The organism is Acidaminobacter hydrogenoformans DSM 2784 (assembly GCF_900103005.1).
Taxonomy (GTDB): Bacteria; Bacillota; Clostridia; order Peptostreptococcales; family Acidaminobacteraceae; genus Acidaminobacter; species Acidaminobacter hydrogenoformans.
The window spans coordinates 209,945-228,779 of sequence record NZ_FMWL01000005.1 but is presented as its reverse complement, the minus strand read 5'-3'; the positions used below and the strand labels follow the sequence as shown (position 1 = coordinate 228,779).

At 51.2% G+C, this 18,835-nt stretch carries 17 protein-coding genes; 5 read left to right on the top strand and 12 right to left on the bottom strand.

Features of this window, described 5'->3' with window-relative positions; genetic code table 11:
* Window positions 1-11: 11 nt before the first annotated feature.
* The 9 genes from hisIE to lpdA form a co-directional block, all read right to left on the bottom strand.
* Complete coding sequence (gene hisIE / locus BLP63_RS07370; RefSeq protein WP_092590256.1) at window positions 12-611, bottom strand: bifunctional phosphoribosyl-AMP cyclohydrolase/phosphoribosyl-ATP diphosphatase HisIE; 600 nt, start codon at window positions 609-611, stop codon at window positions 12-14.
* 3 nt (window positions 612-614) lie between these two features.
* Entirely contained in the window at window positions 615-1,418 is an 804-nt protein-coding gene (gene hisF / locus BLP63_RS07365; RefSeq protein WP_092590255.1) for an imidazole glycerol phosphate synthase subunit HisF, read from the bottom strand.
* A gap of 2 nt (window positions 1,419-1,420) precedes the next feature.
* Window positions 1,421-2,134, bottom strand: coding sequence for a 1-(5-phosphoribosyl)-5-[(5-phosphoribosylamino)methylideneamino]imidazole-4-carboxamide isomerase (hisA, locus tag BLP63_RS07360; RefSeq protein WP_092590254.1), 714 nt, complete (start codon window positions 2,132-2,134; stop codon window positions 1,421-1,423).
* Entirely contained in the window at window positions 2,131-2,784 is a 654-nt protein-coding gene (gene hisH, locus BLP63_RS07355) for an imidazole glycerol phosphate synthase subunit HisH (RefSeq protein WP_092590253.1), read from the bottom strand. The genes hisA and hisH overlap by 4 nt, the downstream gene beginning before the upstream one ends.
* A 64-nt stretch (window positions 2,785-2,848) precedes the next feature.
* Window positions 2,849-3,436 (bottom strand): imidazoleglycerol-phosphate dehydratase HisB, encoded by a 588-nt coding sequence (hisB, locus tag BLP63_RS07350; RefSeq protein ID WP_092590252.1) that lies wholly within the window; start codon window positions 3,434-3,436, stop codon window positions 2,849-2,851.
* A gap of 123 nt (window positions 3,437-3,559) precedes the next feature.
* A complete protein-coding gene (gene hisD / locus BLP63_RS07345) occupies window positions 3,560-4,846 on the bottom strand; it encodes a histidinol dehydrogenase (RefSeq protein WP_092590251.1) in 1,287 nt (428 codons plus the stop codon).
* A complete protein-coding gene (gene hisG / locus BLP63_RS07340) occupies window positions 4,843-5,478 on the bottom strand; it encodes an ATP phosphoribosyltransferase (RefSeq protein ID WP_170829348.1) in 636 nt (211 codons plus the stop codon). Before hisG ends, hisD begins: the two co-directional genes overlap by 4 nt.
* Window positions 5,465-6,724, bottom strand: a complete 1,260-nt coding sequence (locus tag BLP63_RS07335) for an ATP phosphoribosyltransferase regulatory subunit (RefSeq protein WP_092590249.1) — start codon at window positions 6,722-6,724, stop codon at window positions 5,465-5,467. The genes hisG and BLP63_RS07335 overlap by 14 nt, the downstream gene beginning before the upstream one ends.
* 391 nt (window positions 6,725-7,115) lie before the next feature.
* Window positions 7,116-8,519, bottom strand: a complete 1,404-nt coding sequence (gene lpdA / locus BLP63_RS07330) for a dihydrolipoyl dehydrogenase (protein ID WP_092590248.1) — start codon at window positions 8,517-8,519, stop codon at window positions 7,116-7,118.
* A gap of 155 nt (window positions 8,520-8,674) precedes the next feature.
* Between lpdA and BLP63_RS07325 the strand changes: the two genes are divergently transcribed.
* Window positions 8,675-9,349: a hydrolase gene (locus tag BLP63_RS07325; RefSeq protein ID WP_092590247.1), complete on the top strand. Its 675-nt coding sequence runs from the start codon at window positions 8,675-8,677 to the stop codon at window positions 9,347-9,349.
* Window positions 9,350-9,511: 162 nt separating this feature from the next.
* On the opposite strand, the gene BLP63_RS07320 is transcribed toward BLP63_RS07325, so the two are convergent.
* The gene (locus BLP63_RS07320; protein ID WP_092590246.1) at window positions 9,512-10,768 is read right to left on the bottom strand and encodes an MFS transporter; all 1,257 of its coding nucleotides are present in this window, start codon (window positions 10,766-10,768) and stop codon (window positions 9,512-9,514) included.
* A gap of 84 nt (window positions 10,769-10,852) precedes the next feature.
* Window positions 10,853-12,163 carry an alkaline phosphatase family protein gene (locus tag BLP63_RS07315; RefSeq protein WP_092590245.1) on the bottom strand — a complete coding sequence of 437 codons (1,311 nt, stop codon included), beginning with the start codon at window positions 12,161-12,163 and terminating at the stop codon, window positions 10,853-10,855.
* Between the two features lie 127 nt (window positions 12,164-12,290).
* Here BLP63_RS07315 and BLP63_RS07310 point away from each other — a divergent pair, with 127 nt between their 5' ends.
* Window positions 12,291-13,007, top strand: a complete 717-nt coding sequence (locus BLP63_RS07310) for a DUF2161 family putative PD-(D/E)XK-type phosphodiesterase (protein ID WP_092590244.1) — start codon at window positions 12,291-12,293, stop codon at window positions 13,005-13,007.
* A gap of 110 nt (window positions 13,008-13,117) precedes the next feature.
* On the opposite strand, the gene BLP63_RS07305 is transcribed toward BLP63_RS07310, so the two are convergent.
* Window positions 13,118-14,737, bottom strand: coding sequence for a Na/Pi cotransporter family protein (locus BLP63_RS07305; protein WP_092590243.1), 1,620 nt, complete (start codon window positions 14,735-14,737; stop codon window positions 13,118-13,120).
* Window positions 14,738-15,123: 386 nt separating this feature from the next.
* Between BLP63_RS07305 and BLP63_RS07300 the strand changes: the two genes are divergently transcribed.
* The 3 genes from BLP63_RS07300 to glgA are packed head-to-tail and all read left to right on the top strand — an operon-like array spanning window position 15,124 to window position 18,830.
* Complete coding sequence (locus BLP63_RS07300) at window positions 15,124-16,260, top strand: glucose-1-phosphate adenylyltransferase (protein WP_092590295.1); 1,137 nt, start codon at window positions 15,124-15,126, stop codon at window positions 16,258-16,260.
* Window positions 16,253-17,371, top strand: coding sequence for a glucose-1-phosphate adenylyltransferase subunit GlgD (glgD, locus tag BLP63_RS07295; protein WP_092590242.1), 1,119 nt, complete (start codon window positions 16,253-16,255; stop codon window positions 17,369-17,371). The genes BLP63_RS07300 and glgD overlap by 8 nt, the downstream gene beginning before the upstream one ends.
* A gap of 25 nt (window positions 17,372-17,396) precedes the next feature.
* Complete coding sequence (gene glgA, locus BLP63_RS07290) at window positions 17,397-18,830, top strand: glycogen synthase GlgA (RefSeq protein WP_092590241.1); 1,434 nt, start codon at window positions 17,397-17,399, stop codon at window positions 18,828-18,830.
* Window positions 18,831-18,835: the final 5 nt, after the last annotated feature.

Here is an 18,835-nt window from a genome sequence, read left to right as displayed (position 1 = left end):
GCGCAGGCGGACTACCGTTCTCTTCGCGTCAGCTCTTCGAGAACCTCTGATACCGCCACGCCTTTCTCACGCATCAGCACCAGGCTGTGGAAGAGAAGATCCGTGAGCTCGCCCACCAGTTCAGGCCGGTTTTCATTCTTCGAGGCAATGATGACCTCAGCCGCTTCCTCGCCCACTTTCTTGAGGATCTTATCAAGGCCCTTATTAAAGAGATAAGTTGTGTAGGACCCTTCCGGCCTTTCGTTGAAGCGTCCGTCAATCACGGAAACCAGCTTTGACACGCCAGTGCCAATCCGGCTGGGTTCCCCCACAGTCTCAAAACAGCTCTCCGCGCCAGTATGACACGTTGGGCCCGCCGGACTCGCCAAGATCAAAAGCGCGTCCGCGTCACAATCCTCAGAAATGGTGACCACTTCGAGGACGTTTCCGCTGGATTCACCTTTTTTCCACAATCGGCTGCGGCTTCTGGAATAGAACCAGACGACGCCCTCCTCCTGAGTCCTGGCAAACGCCTCTTCATTCATATAGCCCAGCATCAGCACTTTGCCGGTTGCCGCATTCTGTATAATCGCAGGGATTAAGCCCTGATCGTCAAATTTTAAAGGCTTCATAGCCTATTCACCCCCTTTATTCACGTCCAGCTTGTCAAACCGGTTATCCAGCGGACGTACGGCAATTCCTTTTTCAAGCAGGTAAGACTTCAAATCCGCTATGGAAATGTCACCATAGTGGAACACGGATGCCGCGAGGATCCCATCCACATCTGCCACCCGGGCCGCTTCTTCGAAATGCTCAAGGGCCCCGGCGCCGCCGGAGGCAATCACTGGAACGTTGACCGCGGACGTGACACGCTTCAGGAACTCGACGTCATAGCCTTGGCGGACCCCATCCTGGTCAATGGAATTGACCACGACTTCACCCGCCCCCAGAGAAACACCTTTTTTGATCCATTCCAGCGCGTCCATGCCCGTGGACTCGCGACCGCCCTTGACGACCACTTCCCAGCGCTCCGGCCCCATTTTGCTGACATCCACAGAAAGCACAACGCACTGCGCTCCGAATTTCAGCGCCGCTTCCCGGATCAGCTCCGGCCGCCGCACCGCGGCGGTATTGACAGACACTTTGTCCGCACCGGCCATCAGGACCCGCGTGAAGTCCTCAACCGTCGCAATGCCACCGCCAACCGTCAGCGGAATGTTGACGACTTTAGACACCTTTCGGACGACTTCGTCAAAAATGCCCCGGTCTTCAGCACTTGCCGTAATGTCGTAAAACACCAGTTCATCCGCGCCTTCCTTGCAGTAACGGTCCGCCAGTACCACTGGATCCTCAACGTCCTCTATCGCCTGAAAGCGCTTGCCTTTGACCACTCGACCCTGTCTGACATCCAGACAGGGAATGATTCTCTTCGCCAACATGGCTACACCTCCTCACAGCGTCTGATTTCCAGCGCCCCTTCATATATGGCTTTGCCAACAATGGCATCCTCGACACCGACCGCTTTGAGCGCCTCAAGGTCCTCTAATTTAGAGATGCCCCCTGAGCCTATCAAAATGCCGGTGTACACCTCACGCATTTTGCGGTAAGCTTCCACGTTCGGGCCTTTCATGGCCCCGTCACGGGCTATATCCGTGTGGACTACTGCCGCGACGCCAAGGCGTTCAGCCTTTTCCGCAAGCTCCACCGCCGTGATCTTTTCCGTGTCCAGCCATCCCCGTGTCGCCACATAACCGTCACGGGCGTCTATGGACAGCACAATCTTATCGCCAAACCGCGCCAGCACTGCTTCGAGAAACGGCGTGTCCAGCGCCCCGGAAGTGCCTAAAATCGCTTTGTCCGCCCCGGCCTCAAAAACCGCCTCGAGATCTTCCATGGTGCGAATCCCGCCGCCAAACTGGAGGGGCACGCCAGCCGCTGCCTTGATGCCGCGGATCATACCCTTCATAGCCTCGGTGATACAGCCCTCGACACTGCCGTCAAGATTGACCACATGCAGGCGCTGAGCCCCTTTTTCCTTCAGATCCTTAGCGACAGCCACCGGATCTGAGTTGTACACAGTCTTTTGCCCAAAATCCCCTTGAAACAGCCGGACACAGGCCCCGCCGCTGATATCTATTGCCGGATAAATCCTCATTGTGTACCTCCCATCAAGACCGCCAGGACCTGACGGATTAAAAACTCACCCACTGCGCCGCTCTTTTCCGGATGGAACTGCATGCCCACTATGCTGCCCCTTCGGACGAGTCCTGGCACCTTCACGCCGTAAGGGCTGGAGAGGACTATGTCCTGCTCGTCCCCACCTGCCAGGTAATACGAGTGGACGAAATAGGCGTAGGCGTCTTCCGGAAGACCACTGGCCACCGGGTCCTGACGCTCTTTGACCAGCCGGTTCCAGCCCATGTGCGGCACCTTGAGGCCCATGTTTTCATCAAACTTCACAAAGCGGCCCTTCAGAAGGCCAAGGCCCTCCCAGTCGCCGTCCTCTTCGCTGGCTTCAAACATCAGCTGCATGCCCAGGCAGATGCCCAGAAGCGGTCGCCCCTCCTGGACACGCTGCTGGATCACCCGGTCAATGCCGGTGTCGCGCAGCTTGTCTATGGCATCCTTGAACGCCCCAACGCCGGGCAGAATGGACAGCTCGGCGTTCAGGATCGTGTCGTGGTCCGCCGTCAGGACCGCTGGGATCTCCAGGCGCTCGAAAGCGTTGATCAGGTTCTGTATGTTGCCCACGCCATAGTCTATGATGGCGATGGGGCTCCGTGGCGCTGAAATTGTACTCGTCATACTCTAACCTCCAAATCTCAGGCAGCGCGCTGCCCTGCTCTTTAATCCGCTAATCCGGAATTCCCTAATCCAGCATGCCCTTGGTAGACGGCACACTGGTATCCCCGTCCTGTACCGCCACAGCGTCCCGCAGCGCCAGGGCAAAGGCCTTGAACTGAGCCTCCACCATGTGGTGGGTGTTGCCCGGCGTCAGGATTTTAAAATGCAGGCACATGCCCGCCTTGTCCGCCAGACCCTTGAAAAATTCCCGGACGCTTTCCGTGGCCAGGGTCCCCAGCATCTGGGACGGATAGACCGCGTCATAGCTTAAATAGGCCCGACCGCTGAGGTCAATGGCACACATGGCCAGCACCTCGTCCATAGGCACAATCCGGTCCGCGAACCGCCTGATGCCCGCCTTGTTCCCGAGGGCCTCCCTGAGGGCCATCCCAAAGGCCATACCCACGTCCTCCGCGGTGTGGTGGCAGTCTACCTCCAGATCCCCCTTGACGTCAATCATCAGGTTGATCCAGCCGTGCTTCGCGATCTGGTACAGCATGTGGTCCAGAAAAGGCAGCCCCGTCTCCACCTTTGAAGGCGCCTGGGATTCCAGGGTCAGTTTTAAATTGATCTTCGTCTCTGATGTATCTCGCTTAACTTCGCCAAACCGCATGAAGCCGCGACCTCCTTCAGGCTGCTAAACTTACGCAGCATTTTTTGTTTTTTTTGCCGATGGTCATTTATACCCACACCAGGCCCCATCCCCACACACCAGCCCGGCATCCATCTTTTAATATTAAAGGGACCTGCGCTTCGTCACCGATGCCGCATGGGCATCCAGCCCCTCAAGCCGCGCGAAGTGCGCCACATCCGCCGCCTCCTTCATGAAGGCTTCCTTGCTGTATTCAAGATAAGAATACCGGGTCATGAAGTCATAGACCCCAAGGGGCGAGGAAAATCTCGCCGTGCCGTTGGTTGGCAGCGTGTGGTTCGTCCCCGCGTAATAATCCCCGAGGGCCTCCGGCGTATAACTGCCCAGGAACACAGAGCCCGCGTAGTTCACCTTGTCCAGAAGGCTTCGAGGGTTTTCCACCATCAGTTCAAGGTGCTCCGGCGCAATGACATCCGAAATACGGCAAGCGTCCTCCAAGCTGTCGCAAACTACCACCAGCAGATTGGCTGCGGACACTGAAGCAATTTCTTTTTTGGGCAAGGTTTCAAGCTGCTTGTCCAGCGCTGCCTTCAGACGCTCCGGCAGGCTGATGTCTGTAGTCAGCACCACCAGCCCCGCACGCTCGTCGTGCTCTGCCTGGGCCAGAAGGTCTGCCGCCACCAGCTCAGGGTCGGCAGTCGCATCCGCTATAACGAGGACTTCACTTGGCCCTGCGATCATGTCAATGGCAATCTGCCCACTGACCTGACGCTTCGCCTCCGCCACGTACTGATTCCCCGGCCCCGCGATCTTGTCGCAAGGGGCAATGGTCTGGGTCCCGTTGGCACAGGCCGCAACCGCCTGGGCACCGCCCACCGAATAAATCTCCTCAATGCCAAGGATGCCGGCAGCCGCCAGAACATAAGGGTTCACGGTTCCGTCCTTGGCCGGCGGTGTGAAGATGACAATCTCAGGCACACCTGCCACCTGGGCCGGAACGGCGTTCATCAGCACCGTGGAAGGGTAGGCCGCTTTTCCGCCTGGTATATAAAGTCCCACACGTCTCAGCGGCACAATCCGCTGTCCCAGGGAGACCCCCGGTCTCGGCTGGATTTCATAGCCCTTCTCCAGCTGCTTCTCGTGGTAGACCCTGAGGTGTTCCACCGCTGTTCTCAGGACCCTGAGGTCTTCCTGTGTCACTTGGTTTGAAATCGCTTCCTTCATGACTTCCTCTGAAACACGGAGGCTTTTCAGGCGGACACTGTCCAGCTTTTCTGTCCACTCCAGAAGCGCGGCGTCCCCACGGGCCCTGACGTCCTCAATGATCCCACTGACCGAGTCTCTGACCGCCCCGGAGGTTTCTGTCGTACGCCTGACTATGGCTGCGATTGAGGCCGGCGTCATGTCTTTCGTATAATTTATGAGTTTCATTTGACAGCACTCCTTTTTTCCACGGCATCGAGGTCATTCAGCAGTCCCATCATCCGCTCGTTCATCAGCTTGAACGAGATCCTGTTGGCAATCAGCACCGAAGAAATTTGGCCGATGGTCTCAAGAACCACCAGGTCATTTTCCTCCAGCGTCTTACCGGTCTCGACGATATCGAGGATACAATCGGCCAAATTCACTATAGGCGCCAGCTCCACAGATCCCGACAGGAACAGAATCTCCCCGTTGATCCCCTTCTCTTCAAGGAGGTCCTTCGCCCGTTTAGGGTATTTCGTCGCGATCCTGACAAAGCTTCGGTCCGAAAGATTGAAGCCCCTGAAGCCTGCGACGCACATGCGGCACTTTCCAATGGGCAGATACCGGAGCTCATAGCCGTCAAAGCTGCGTTCGTAGAGAATGTCGCTGCCTAAAACGCCGAGGTCGGCCGCGGCTCTTTCCACATAGGTTGTGACGTCGTCCGCCTTGACAGAGATCAGGCTGATCCGCCCGGACGTATCCACATGCTCAAGCTTTCGGCTCTTAAGATCCTCAAATTCAAAGCCCGCTTCCTTCAGGAGGGCGATGAGCTGATCTTTGACACGCCCCTTGGATACAGCTATTTTAAGTGGTTTCATTGATCGTGTTCCTCCTCTTTCCATGGATTTCAAGCTGATTCAGCAGCATCTGGACTTCGCTTCTGCGGCTTTCGTTCATACGCTGGTCGAAAACCACGGCATCCGGTCCCTCTACCGACAAGACGAATTTTGCGGACCTGCACTCCGGCTGCTCAAAGGTATCGCTGATGGTGGACTTAAGCTTCACAAGTACCACGCTGAAATCCCGGTCACGGAGGGCCGCCGCGATTTGCAGCGCGTCGCCGGGATCGTCCGTGTCACAAAGCACCGCGTAGTCGAACTGCGCCGGTACGTTGAGAGGGGTGTGCATAGTTTTCATCCACTCGACGACGTTTGCCGTGTTGAAGGAGATCCCGCAGGCCTCATTCACACCGTTCATGCCATCATATCGCCCGCCGGTCACAAGGGCTTTGCCCGTGCGCTGGCTAAAAATCCTGTAAATATTCCCGGAGTAGTATCTGAATTCGTTGCCGCCCTGGCTGAGGTCCAGCTGGATCCTGGTCAGCCCCAAATTCTCAAGGAGTTTGTAAAGGGCTTTGAGTCCGTTAAGCTCAGCCTGGCAGGCGTCGCCAAAACGACTGGAAGAGGCTTTGGTGAAGACAGCTTTAAAATCGCCAAACAATCCTGGGAGCTGGCTTAAAAAGAGACTTTCTTCCTCAGTCAGCTCTGAGCCCTCAAGGAAAGCGTTAAGGGCAGTCAGCCGTTTTTCCTCGATCAGGTTCATCATGGTCTCGACCGCCTCAGGTGACAGCTCCACCATTTCGGAGATCGCCCTGTAAAAACTGGAGTTGCCTATCTCGAAGCGAAGGTCTGACATTGGGATCCCCACGTCCTCGAGGACATTCAGCGCCAGGCGGATGACTTCCACATCTGCCGCAGCCCCAAGGTCTGTATAGTTTTCACAGCCCAGCTGCAGAATTTCGTCTATGCTGCCCGCCTGGCCGTAGCGGAAGACTTTGGAATTATAGGCAATCCGCCTTAAGGGCGTTCCCTCCGGCAGCTTCAGCGTCATGGACGCGCAGCTCATGGTATTGTCAATTTTCAGGCAGCCTATGGCCCCGGAAGGCTCAATGAGCTTCACAAGCTTTTTCGTCATAGCCTGGGGAAGATCCTGGTAGCGGGACCAATCCTCAATGGCCGGCGGATCAATCTCGTCGTACCCGTAAAGTCTGGACCACTTTCTGAAGCTTGCGGATAAAGTCCTCAAATATGCGTAATCCTCGTACAAATAGTGCATGAATCTCATAGCTGCGCCTCCTCGCGAAAATAAAAAAGCCACCCAAATCCGGGTGGCAGTTAATTATGACTCAATCACCACCGCGGACGCTCAATCGTTGTAAACGACGAATAGAGCTTGCAGCGCGTGGTATTTTTAACCAGCTTACAAACTCTAGAACGTATGATGGTGATGGATGCTGTTGTATGGGTTTACAACCTGGGGTGTCATGGCAATCTCTCCTGAGATATGTTTTTTTGAATTGAATAAACTTTAACACACAATAATTATACAGTCAACAGGCTTTTTATAATATTTTTACGATTTTGAAACAATTCTAACTTTTGCTAAAGCGATAAAAAATGGCGCACAAGACTTAAAGTCAGGTGCGCCACGCTTCTATAACAACCGCCAAATCAATTTACTTTTTCTTCTTCGTTGGAGAAATATGAATAGCGGCATCTGTCACGTTAAGAACCGCCTCATGCAGTGCCTCAGCCAGGGTTGGATGCGCGTGGATTGAATTCCCAATCGCGTGGACATCCATCTGATGGTCAATGGCGAGAGAAGCCTCATGAATCAGGTCAGAGGCGTGAGGGCCCATGATGTGCACCCCAAGGATTTTCAAAGTTGACGCATCCGCTATGACCTTCACGAACCCATCCGTCTCTCCCATACTCAGGGCTTTGCCATTTGCTACAAAATTGAATTTACCCGTCTTGATCTCATAACCTTTCGCAACAGCCTGCTCTTCTGTAAGACCCGCGTAGGCAATCTGAGGATCTATGAAAATACAGTCCGGTACCGTTGAACCGTGATGAGGGGCCTCGCCAGTTGCTATGCCTTCAACGCAGGCAATGCCATGGTGAGAGGCGACGTGCGCCAGCATGACGCCGCCAAGGACGTCCCCAATCGCGTAGATGTTTGGCACATTCGTCTGGAATTTGTTGTCTACCGGAATGCCATTGCCGTCAAAAATAACGCCCGCAGCTTCCAGCTTAAGGCCATCCACGAAGGCTCTGCGGCCTACTGCCATAAGAACGACATCCGCTTCAACCTCAATAGTCTCGCCCTTTTTATTGGTCGCGATCATCAAAAGACCCGTGTCTGTTTTGCGGATCTCCTTGGCACGAGCGCCGTCGTGAAGCTTAAGGCCACGCTTCTTTAGAATCAGGGGCAGACGCTTGACAATATCTTTGTCGATCCGCTTGAGGAGGGTTGAAGATATAACGGTTACTTCTGAGCCAAAGGAATTGTAAATGGAAGCGAACTCCATCCCAATAACGCCACTGCCTGCTACAACCATACGCTTAGGCAGCTCCCTCATTTCCAGAAGCTGATCGCTGTCAATGACACCCGGAAGGTCATTTCCAGGAACCGGTGGAGAAGAGGGCACTGAACCTGTGGCTATGATAACGCTCTTTGCCTTGATCACTTCGGTTGTACCATCATGCAATTTGACTTCAACAGCCTCTGAGCTCAAGAAAGAAGCAAAACCCCTTAAAATCAAAACGCCGTTGTCCTCGACGACTTTATCCGTCCCTTTGACCAGCTGATCGACAACGCTGTCTTTTCGGTCCATAACCTGACCCATATCCATCTGATAGCCGTCCACTTTTATGCCAAAGCTGTCCGCATGAGCCAGCTTGTCCATAAGCTGAGCGTTGGCGTAAAGTGCTTTTGTAGGGATACAGCCGCGGTTCAGACACGTTCCGCCAATTCTGTCCGCTTCCACAAGCGCGACATCCATGCCGAGCTGAGCCCCGCGAATCGCTGCCACATAACCGCCAGGACCGCCGCCTATAATTAGCAAATCTTTTTCCATGAGTAGCCTCCTCGTCATATCTAATCCTTTATTGCCATGTGCTATAATGATATCAGAAAATTTATAACTTTGCGAACCTCACGGCTTATAAAGACTCCACAAAATTTCTATAAAATTCTAAACTTCTTGAAACCAATCGTGGAAGGGGATCACCTATGAAAGAGTTCGTCCCGGAAATTCAGGGAAATCTCAGAAAGCACATGATCAGAGTGCCTGAGGTCATCTACAAAGTCAGCGGCATCAAGATTTTTGGGAAACGCATAAAATCACTGGTGTTTTCAACAGACGTCGCCATTATTAAGAACTGCAACGCAGATGCAGTCATAGCCGTCTACCCTTTTACCCCACAGCCCATCATTACCCATGCCATCATTACAGCGTCTGATGTCCCTGTCTTCAGCGGCGTTGGCGGCGGCACCACCACTGGCAAACGCGTGATCAACCTCGCTATGGACGCAGAATTTCAAGGTGCCATGGGCGTCGTTGTCAATGCGCCTACCTCCAACGAGATCATCCGTGGACTCAGGGACCGCATTGACATTCCAATAGTCGTCACGGTGGTTTCCGAAAAAACAGATTTTGAAGCGCGGGTCAATGCCGGCGCGACTATCCTGAATGTATCCGGAGCGTCCAAAACGGCGGAAATTGTACGGTTGATCAGGCAGCAATACCCAGAGCTGCCCATCATGGCCACAGGCGGCCCAACAGAAGCGGACATTCTGAGAACGATTGAAGCCGGCGCCAACGCGATCACGTTTACGCCGCCAAGCACAGGTGAGATTTTCAGGGATATCATGATCAAATATCGGAATCAGGATGATATATTCTAAAAAACCAGAAAGAGAGGCAAGCCATGCGGCCGCCCCTCTTTTTTCGTTTACGCGCTAAATGCCTGCTGGCGCTGCGTGGGCTCAAGTGACCATCGGCAAACGCCCTTGAAAGGTTTTTAAAAAGCAACCCCAAATGATCCTAAGCTTCGCCCGCCTGAAGGCTCATGCCGCTTTAATCTCTTCAACATTTGGCACTTTCGTCAGCAAAATCCCGCCTATGATGAAAAGAAGGACAATGCTGAAAACGCCATTGTTGGTGCGGCCCGTCATCTGAGTGACAAAGCCAACGAGGAACGGCCCCATGATCGCCGCGAACTTCCCAAAGATATTGTAGAAGCCAAAGAATTCATTTGCCTGTTCCTTGGGCACCAGCTTGCCAAAATAGGAGCGGCTGAGCGCCTGGATACCACCTTGAGAGGTGCCCACCAGCATGGCGAGAATCCAGAAGTCCAGGACCGAATCCAGAAAATAGGCATAAATGCAAATCACGGTGTAGGTTATAATGCCCACAAACAGCATCCTCTTGGTGCCAAACTTTTCTGCCAGCCTGCCGTAAAGCAGCGCGAATGGAAAGGCGACAAACTGCGTGGCCAGAAGGATGATCAGGAGATTCATGGCGTCAATCCCAAGATCCGAGCCGTAGGAGGTCGCCATTTTGATGATTGTGTCCACACCGTCAATGTAAAAGAAATAAGCGACGAGGAAAGTGAACAGATGCTTGTGCGCCCTTATGTTGGAAAAGGTCTTCGCAATGCGTTTAAAGCTGTTGGAGATTGGCTTTTTTTCCATAGGGATTCCGTGAATCTGATGGACGTTTTTGATCAGCGGCAGGGTAAAGACGCCCCACCAGAGGGCAGTGATGATGAAGGAGATTCTGAAGGCCATGCCTGTGGTAAGGGGCAGCCAGCCCATCTGAGCGCTGATGACCACGGCCATGCACAGAATGAAGGGAATGGTACTGCCAATGTACCCCATGGCGAAGCCAGTGGTTGATACCCGGTCCATGCGCTCACGGGGCGTGATGTCCACGAGAAATGCGTCGTAAAATACGTTGGCACCCGAAAATCCAATCGCAGTCAAAATGTAAACTGCCAAAAGCCCAAACCAGAAGGATTCCGGAATAAACGCCAGGAACGCCGTCGCCGCGATTCCCACCAGCACAAAGGTCACGAAAAACCGTTTTTTGACGCCAATGTAATCCGCTATAGTCCCCAAGACTGGCGCAAGGAGCGCCAGAAACAACGTTGCAATAGAATTGGCGTAGCCCCAATAGGCAGTGGACGTGGTGGCGGAACCAACGTTTTCAAATATCATTTTAAAATAAAGCGGCATGATGGTCGAAGTAATGGTCATGCTGTAAGCGCTGTTGGCCCAGTCGTAAAGTGCCCAGCTTTTTTCGATCTTTGTCAGCTTCATCATAAGCGTCCCCTTCTCTCATCTTGGGCTTATCAGAAAAGCATTACAAATGCTGCTGCGCTGTGACTTTTTCTCAGCGGGAACAGGTCATCCTTCAGCGCTCACACAATGAAGCGGTTCATTCATAGCACCCTCAATCTCAACCCCCAGCCACTTTGCAAAGGTTGGTGCTTCGTCCAGCAGAGACATGGGGCCTTCGAGCTCACCGACCTCAACCCCTGCCCCAGACATGATCCAAACCGTATTGTAGCCGGACTTGGTCGGCGAAAAGCCATGGGTATTCCAGTGGTAGAAAGGCTCTCCCCGCACGAAGCTCTCCGTGATCTCCTGTATGGGTTCCCTGGCGTCCAGACGGTCATTGAAATAATACCCCCGGGTCGCCTCCAGCATCAGAAACGCGTTTTGGTCGCCCCCAAGCGCAGCAATTTCGCTGTGGTGGAACACCGCCTCAATAGCGTCCTCTTCCCTTGCGAAATCCTCTACGATTTTTCTGACATGTGCTTTGACATGATCCAGCTCGGGTCCCTTGACATAAAGGTACGCCGAGCCGTCCGCAGACTTCATCAGCGCCCTGTAGTCCTTCAGGTGCCCTTTGCGGTCCAGCTTGATCAAACCCCTTTCAATGAAAAGCGGGTTCAGGTTAACGACGCGCTCAACATCCAGGCTGCTGTGGTCCCCCAGGACACAAATCCCGTATAAGTCCCTGTCTTCCTGGGCGTCCACCCAATCCAGGATGTCCCCAAGCCTGCGGTCGTGGCGCTTTAGTGCCTCGTTTGCCATTTTGGAATCAAAGCCGTAGTCATGTCGCTGAGCGTCCAGATCGGTATAATGCACCAGGACCAAATCTGGTTTTTTCTCTTCCAGTGTCGCCATAAGCGCCTTGTGCATAAAATGGTCAAGGGCGGGCTGATCCGTGCCGTGGCGGAGCTTCCCGAACCTGCGGTTCATATCGAGCTGATAACCCGGCGACCCGGATCTCAATGACACCAGAATCTGGTTTTCCCAAGGCCGGTTAGCCAGGACCTCCGGCATGTTGTAATCAATGCCAGCCCCTGCCGTTACGGGCCATAACAGCGCCGCCGTTTTCAGGCCCGCCCTGGATGCAGCGTCGTAAAGTGTATCTCCCTGAAGGTGACGCCGGTTCCAAAACCAATCCGGCGAACTGCGCTCCGGTTGAAAAAGGGTGTTGTTTACAATTCCATGATCCCTGGGCAAACGTCCGGTCACAATGGTTGCGTGGGCCGGATACGTCAGGGAGGGATAGATGCTTTTGACATTTTTATGCCAAGCGGAAACCCTCAGGAGTCTCGAGAACGCCGGCATGCTCTGTATCGCCTCAAAGTCCCGCTCTCCAAGCCCGTCAAACGAAATCACAATTAATCGCCGTTTTTCCTGCATGACCAAACCTCCCGTCAACCGCCCGAACTGCCGGACGTTCCTCTTTTCAAGGCTTTGTGATATAATTCCAAGTATCTTGATGCCCAATTTTTCAAGAATTAACCTTTAGACAGGAGGGGAACCTACAATGGACAAAATCCAATACGAGCGCGAGCTCTACGAGCCCCTGAAACAGTATCTTGAGGTCCAGGGCTTCGACGTCCGCTCGGAAGTCCGCTCCTGCGACATTGTCGCAAAGAAGAATGACTTGATCTATATCATAGAAATGAAGCGCCACCTCTCCTTTGACCTCCTTGCCCAGGCGGTCGAGCGGTTAAGCTACGCGGATGCTGTCTATGTGAGCATACCCAAGCCGAATAATTTCAAACAAGATAAAATCTGGAAGTCTAAACTCAAGGTCCTCAAGCAGCTGGGTCTCGGTCTGTTGCTTGTCAGCAAGACTGGCAGCAGCTACCTCGTTGAAGAGGCCTTAATCCCTGAATCCCTTAAAGCTGTCCGCACCTCATCCAAAAAAAGAGTGGCTCTTGAGAAAGAATTCAACAATCGCAGTATGGATTTAAATATTGCGGGGAGCAGCGGTGTCCCGCTTGTGACTGCCTACCGGGAAGCGGCGCTCTACATCGCTTTCCTGATAAGAGAGCATGGGGCTTTAGACACTAAGGCATTAAAGGGCCTTGGCGCCCATCCCAAAAAGACGACGAGCATTCTCAACGCGAATTACTACGGCTGGTTTGAGAAAGCTGAAAACAAGGTATATTGTTTGACTGAAGCTGGAGAAGAATCCTTAACAGCTTACAAACCTTTGGTAGACGCTTTTAAAGCATTGAATTTTTCAGATGACTGACAGAAACCAGAAGTTTGGTTGGGGACAGGGCCGAACAATATACACCAAAAAAAGCTGCCTCAAAGGATTGAAAAATCCTTTTGAAGCAGCTTTTGTAATGGCGATTTGGACTATGCCGTCAGGGTGTCCTGAACCACTTTTGCGAGGTTGGCGGAAAGGTCCGAGACGCGCTCGAGATTGCTGACGACATCCAGGAAAATAATGCCGGATTCCGGATTGCAGTCGTTTTTGTTGAGGCGGTCAATGTGACCCCTGCGGCAGATTTTTTCCAGCTTGTCGACATCATTTTCAATGTCGAAGACTTGCTGAATGGTCTCTCTATTGCCTGTCACAATCGCTTCCATAGCCTTGGAAAAAGCGAGGGCAGACTGTTCGTACAGGTTTTGAAGCTCTTTTTTGGATTCCTCAGAGAACGGCAGTCCTTTTTCCAAAGCGTCTGTCACCAGCTCCGCAATGTTGTCTGCGTGGTCGCCAATACGCTCAATGTCGTTGATGTTGTTGAACAAGCCATCCACCACTTTTCGGTCATAATTCGACAGCTTTCTGTTGGACAGCTTCACAAGATATTCCGTAATGGCTTTTTCGAGCTTATTGATCTCTTTTTCAAGAACAAAGGTCTCTTTGATTTTGCCCAAATCATTTTCAAGGAACCCATCCATAGCATTGCTTAAAGCTTTGTAGGAAACATTTGCCATGTGCAGCTGCTCTCGAATGGTATTTCTAAGCGCGATAGACGGCGTTTCAAGAATCCGCTCATCCAGGTATTTCGTAACGGTTTCACGCTCCGCAGCCCCAGTATCCGGAATGATCTTCATAGCGATCTTAATCAGGAACATGGCAAATGGAAACTGAACTGCAACGTTGATCAGGTTAAACATGGTGTGTGCGTTCGCGATCTGACGGCCAACATCATTTGGATCCAGCTGGGTCACCACATAAGCTATAGGCTTGGTCAAAACAACTATAAACAGCAAGGTGCCTATGAGGTTAAAGACCAGATGTATGATCGCTGCACGTTTTGCGTTGCGGCTTGCGCCTACTGACGAAATGAGCGCTGTCGTACAAGTGCCTATGTTCTCCCCATAAAGAATAGGCATGGCAGACGCCAGCGGAATCAAGCCCTGGGATGCAAGCGCAATGAGAATACCCATGGATGCGGAAGAGCTCTGTACCATCAACGTCAACAGAAAACCAGCTAAAACGCCAAGCACAGGCACGGAACCAAAGCTGACCATCATATCTGCAAAAGCCTGAATCTCCCTAAGAGGCTTCAATGCATCCTTCAGCGCTTCCATACCCAGGAACAATATGCCAAAGCCTATGAAGATCTCAGCAATGTTTTTCTTCTTATCATCCTTGGCCGTAAACCAAACGAAGACACCAATGCCTATGGCAAGGGGCGCCCAATTCTCAAGGTTCAGGGAAACGAGCTGGCCCGTAATCGTTGTGCCTATGTTCGCGCCCATTATGATACCAACCGCTTGGGTCAGCTTCATGATTCCGGCGTTGACAAAACCTACCACCATGACCGTAGTGAGACTTGAGCTTTGAATAATCGCCGTAACAAACATACCTACAATGACCGCGATGAGACGATTCTTGGTGAGCAGCTCAATGATTTTCTCCATTTTCTTCCCGGCTACCTTTTGAAGCGCTGTCCCCATCATACTCATGCCATACAGAAAAAGTCCGAGCCCGCCTAAAACGCCAACACCAATTGTAAACGCCATGTTATGCCTCCTGATTTTCATTTCTGATTTCTATGGGATCTTAGTCCAAAATATTTGCTTTTGTTAAGATACCGTGAAATTCTAACAGAAAACCGTAGCCTTTGTGTAAAATCTATGTTAAATTTACTTCCCAAATAAAATGATACCTAACGCACCTTCGCATTACAACACCTAATTAGTTTGTAATGTTACAAAAACTTCAATTTAGATGCATCAAGGACGTTTCATACGGCCGGCCATTGGGTATTTCTACAACAATATCCTGTTTATAATTATTTCAATTTGTAAGGAGTGGTGCGACTCGCTTGATTGACACCCTGGTACCACACAATACATCAAGGTTTACTCCATTTTCCAAGTACAAAGGAGGGGCGATTCAATTGAAAATGAAGAAGAAAGAAATTGTCGCCATGATCCTGGCTGGCGGTCAAGGCTCAAGGCTCAGGGAGATTACAGACAAAGTCGCGAAACCAGCGGTGCCGTTTGGGGGCAAATTCAGAATTATCGATTTCACATTGAGCAACTGCTCAAACTCTGAAATTGATACCGTTGGCATTTTAACCCAATATCAGCCCTTAGAGCTGAATTCCCACATAGGTATAGGCAGTTCATGGGACCTCGACAGAAATTTTGGTGGCGTAAAAATCCTTCCGCCATACTTCGACAAAGAAGGCGGCCGCTTTTACAAAGGCACTGCCAACGCCATTTACGAGAACATGAATTATATTGACGCTTACAACCCTGATTATGTCCTGATCCTCTCAGGCGACCACATTTACAAGATGGATTATCAGAAAATGCTCAACGTCCATAAGGAGAAGAACGCGGATCTGACCATTTCGGTCATTGAAGTACCTTGGGATGAGGCTTCACGTTTTGGCCTTCTCAGCGCTGACGAAGAGGATCAGATTTTCGAGTTTCAGGAAAAACCAGATGAGCCTAAGTCAAACCTGGCTTCCATGGGCATTTACATTTTTAGCTGGCCGGTACTGAGGGCCCATTTGATTGAAGATTTTAATTCCGAAACCAGCACCTCTGACTTTGGGAAGGACATAATCCCCAAAATGGTGGAAGGAGATGACCGGGTTTTCGCTTACCGTTTCAGCGGTTACTGGAGGGATGTCGGTACTGTTGAGAGCCTCTGGGAGTCCAACATGGACCTCCTCGGCATGGACAATGCCCTCAACCTCCACGACAAAACCTGGAGGAACTATTCCGTTAACCCTATCAGTCCGCCTCAATACATCAGTCCGTTTGGCAGAGTTGAAGGCTCACTGGTCAACGAAGGCTGCGTCATAGAAGGTCACGTCGTTAAAAGCGTCATCTCCACAGATGTGCATATTGGCAGAAACTCAGTCGTACAAAATACTATTGTCATGCCTAACACAAACATTGAAGATGATGTGCAGATTGACTATGCCATCATTCTAAGTGACATCACAGTGAAGAGCGGCACGGTTGTCAAGGGTACACGAGACAAAATCGCCGTCTATCCTTCGGAAGGAGGCGAAGATCGTGAATGATGTAATGGGCATCATCAATCTTAGCGAATCAGAAGAACAGATCAAGGACCTGACTTTGGGGCGTTCTCTTGGCGCGCTGCACATTCTGGGCCGCTACAGAATAATCGATTTCCAGCTTTCAAACATGGTCAACAGCGGTCTCTCAAACGTTGCTATCTTCACCTATGGAAAATCCCACTCCATCATGCTCCACGTGGGCAGCGGAAAACCTTGGGGGCTCGACAGAAAGCGGGACGGTCTGTACATTTTCTATCCTGAAATCAATACAGAAGACAATATCAGACGCCAGGGCGACCTCGACAACTTCAGAAACCACCTGGATTACCTTCAAAGCTCCACACAAAAATATGTCATTTTGTCCAGGAGCTATATGCTTGCCAACATCGATTATAAGGATGTGGTTCAGCACCACAGAGCGTCTGGTTCTGACGTTACCATAGTCTACAAGAATATTGAAAAATCCTACGACCGGTTCCCGAACTGCGACACTTTAACGCTGAACGACCAAAACCGCGTCATTGGCATTGGCAAAAACCTCGGCAAACAAGAAAACTACAACGTCTCCATGGAAATGTACGTCATGAAGCGCGACCGTTTGATCAAAATTATCGAGTCCGCGATCCAGAGGGGCGACGCAAGATTTCTTAAAGAGGCAATTTTCCAAAGGCTTCCGGAACTAAAGGTTGGCGCTTATCGTTTTAATGGCTACCTGAGCTGCATACAAACGATCAACAATTATTTCGAAACCAACATGGAGCTCCTCAATACACAGCTTTGTGAAGAGCTTTTCGGAAAGAACGGCCCAATCTATACAAAAGTCATGGACGCGCCTTCTACCTATTATTCAGAGGACAGCTACGTCTCAAACTCTTTGGTCGCCAACGGCTGTATCATCGAAGGCAAAGTTGAGAATTCCATCATCCACAGGGATGTCCGCATCAAAAAAGGCGCCGTGGTACGAAATTCCATCCTTTTACCTTATGTCACCGTCAGTGAAGCCACTAACCTGAACTACGTCATCTTAGACAAGCACGTTACCATCACGCCGCGAAAAATGCTCTTTGGAGATCAATGCAATCCATTTGTGATCAAGAAGAATATGGTCCTTTAGACCCGGCAGAAAGGAGGCAGAAATTTTGAAAATATTATTCGTTACCTCTGAAGCACTGCCGCTCAGCAAAACCGGAGGGCTTGCGGATGTCGCGTTCTCACTTCCAAAAGCCCTCGCTGAGGATGAAGTCGACATCAGGGTTATAACACCTTACTATGGCACAATTGCCAATAAACTCGTAGAGCATGCAGACTTTTTGGGGTCCAAAACCATTCATATGAACTGGCGCAATCAATATATGGGTGTTCACGAAATCAAGATTGGCAAGGTCATTTACTATCTGATTGACAATGAATACTACTTCAAGCGGGATCAACTCTATGGCTATTTTGATGATGGCGAGAGATTTTCCTTCTTTTCAAAAGCGGTTCTCGAAGCTGTAGACCTTACCCATTTTGAACCGGACATCATCCATTTGAACGACTGGCACACCGCCATAGTGCCATATCTGCTGAAGACACAGTATTCCAAGGATGCCCGCTATGCCAAAACAAAATCCATTCTGACCATCCACAACCTTAAATATCAAGGTGTATTCGAACGTGGTTTCCTTGAGGACATGTTTGGACCTGAGAGCGCATTTCACGGGGATGGAAGGCTTGTATTCGGAAGCGGCATCAACTTCATGAAGGCCGGCATCCGGTTCGCAGATAAGATCACCACCGTCAGTGAAACCTACGCTGAGGAAATCCTTACCCCTTATTTTGGCGAAAAGCTGGAATGGGACCTCAACTACAGGCGACATGACTTGACAGGGTTGACGAACGGCATAGATTATGATGACTACAACCCCGAAACAGATCCAAGGATTTTCTACAACTTCAGCCTCAGCGCACCGGAAGGAAAGCGCTCAAACAAATCAAAGCTCCAGGCCCTTGCAGGTCTGGAGATTGATGAAAGCGCGCCGCTGATTGCCATTGTATCCAGGCTCGTGGACTCCAAAGGCTTTGACCTGATCGAGCGGGTCATGCCGGAGATGTTTGAGCTCGGCGTTCAGATGATTGTCCTCGGTACGGGAGATTACCACTATGAAAATCTCTTCAAGTACTATTCACAGCGGTTCCCTACCCGCCTGAGAGTTTTTGTTGAATTCAACGCGACCCTGGCTCAACGGATTTACGCTGGCTCAGATTTGTTTCTCATGCCTTCAAGATTCGAGCCTTGCGGTCTTGGCCAATTGATCGCTTTAAGGTATGGCTCTATACCAATTGTCAGGGAGACTGGCGGCCTGAAAGATACCGTTGTGCCTTACAATCGTTTTACTGGCGAAGGCACAGGATTTACGTTCACCAACTACAACGCTCATGAAATGCTCGAACAAATCCAGGATGCAGTGGCACTTTACAAGGACAACCAGGAAGCCTGGTTTGCGCTCGTAAAGCAAGCCATGGCAGCTGATCACAGCTGGAAACGTTCTGCACACCTTTATCTGGAAATGTATCGAGAACTAAGAAAGTAAGGTGA